The sequence below is a fragment of the Pseudomonas sp. 21615526 genome, assembly GCF_013386245.1.
GTDB lineage: Bacteria > Pseudomonadota > Gammaproteobacteria > Pseudomonadales > Pseudomonadaceae > Aquipseudomonas.
The window spans coordinates 1-1,678 of record NZ_JACAOM010000237.1 but is presented as its reverse complement, the minus strand read 5'-3'; the positions used below and the strand labels follow the sequence as shown (position 1 = coordinate 1,678).

Genomic DNA, 1,678 nt, shown 5'->3' with positions numbered 1-1,678 from the left:
TTTGACCGAGTCGATGGGTCTTTTTCCGGGCTACAAAAAAGGCCCCCATTTGGGAGCCTTCTGTTCAAGCAGCGGATTTACATATTCGGGTAAGTCGGCCCACCCGCACCTTCCGGCGTCACCCACGTAATGTTCTGCGAAGGGTCCTTGATGTCACAGGTCTTGCAGTGCACGCAGTTCTGGGCGTTGATCTGGAAGCGCTTCTCGCCGTCTTCCTTGGTGATCACTTCATACACGCCGGCCGGGCAGTAGCGCTGCGCCGGTTCATCGTAGAGCGGCAGGTTGGTGCCGATCGGGATGCTCGGGTCTTTCAGCTTCAGGTGGCACGGTTGTTCTTCTTCGTGGTTGGTACCGGAGATGAACACCGAACTCAGCTTGTCGAAGCTCAGCTTGCCGTCGGGTTTCGGGTAGTCGATTTTCTTGCTGTCCTTGGCCAGCTTGAGGCAGGCGTAGTCCGGCTTGGTGTCGTGCAGGGTGAACGGCATTTTGCCGCCGAGGATGTTCTGGTCGAACCAGTTGAAGCCGGCACCAATGATCGGGCCGAACTTGTGCATCGCCGGGCCGAAGTTACGGCTGGCGAACAGTTCTTCGTAGAGCCAGCTGTTCTTGAAGCTGTCGACGTAAGCGGTCAGTTCGTCACCGCCTTCGGATTCGGCGAACAGGCGGTCAGCCACGGCGTCAGCGGCGAGCATGCCGGACTTCATCGCGGTGTGGCTGCCCTTGATCTTGGCGAAGTTCAGGGTGCCCAGGTCGCAACCGATCAGCGCGCCGCCCTTGAACACCATTNNCGTAGCTGATGCGTTTGCCGCCTTCCAGGTACTGGGCCAGCACGGGGTGATGCTTGAGGCGCTGGAACTCGTCGAACGGCGACAGGAAGGTGTTGCTGTAGGACAGGTCGACGATCAGGCCGACGACCACCTGGTTGTTTTCCAGGTGATAGAGGAACGAACCGCCGGTGTTCTCCGCGCTCATGATGTCCAGCGGCCAACCGGCGGTGTGCACTACCAGGCCTGGCTGGTGTTTGGCCGGGTCGATTTCCCAGATTTCCTTCAGGCCGATGCCGTAGTGCTGGGCGTCGGCGTCGCTGTCCAGGTTGAAGCGCTGGATCAGTTGCTTGCCGATGTGGCCACGGCAACCTTCGGCGAACAGCGTGTACTTGCCACGCAGTTCCATGCCCGGGGTGTAGACGCCTTCTTTCGGGTTGCCTTCACGGTCGACGCCGAGGTCACCGGTGATGATCCCGCGCACCACGCCGTTTTCGTCGAACAGCGCTTCCTGGGCGGCGAAGCCCGGGTAGACTTCCACACCCAGGTTTTCGGCCTGCTGGGCGAGCCAGCGGCACAGGTTGCCCAGGGAAATAATGTAGTTGCCTTCGTTGTGCATGGTCTTGGGCACAAAGAAGTCAGGCACCTTGGTGGAAGCTTCGCTGGAGCGCAGTACATAGATGTCATCACGCACAACAGGGGTGTTGAGCGGTGCACCGAGTTCTTTCCAGTCCGGGAACAGTTCGTTCAGGGCACGGGGTTCAAACACGGCACCGGACAGGATATGAGCGCCGACTTCGGAGCCTTTTTCGACCACGCAGACGCTGATTTCCTTACCGGCTTCGGCGGCCTTCTGCTTCAATCGGCAGGCGGCAGACAGGCCTGCCGGGCCAGCGCCGACGATGACCACGTCG

General features: G+C 60.1%; 1 pseudogene. It reads right to left on the bottom strand.

From position 1 onward, the window contains the following. Positions 1–77: 77 nt before the first annotated feature. Positions 78–1,678, bottom strand: a pseudogene (locus HX786_RS31450) (electron transfer flavoprotein-ubiquinone oxidoreductase); the annotation flags it as partial.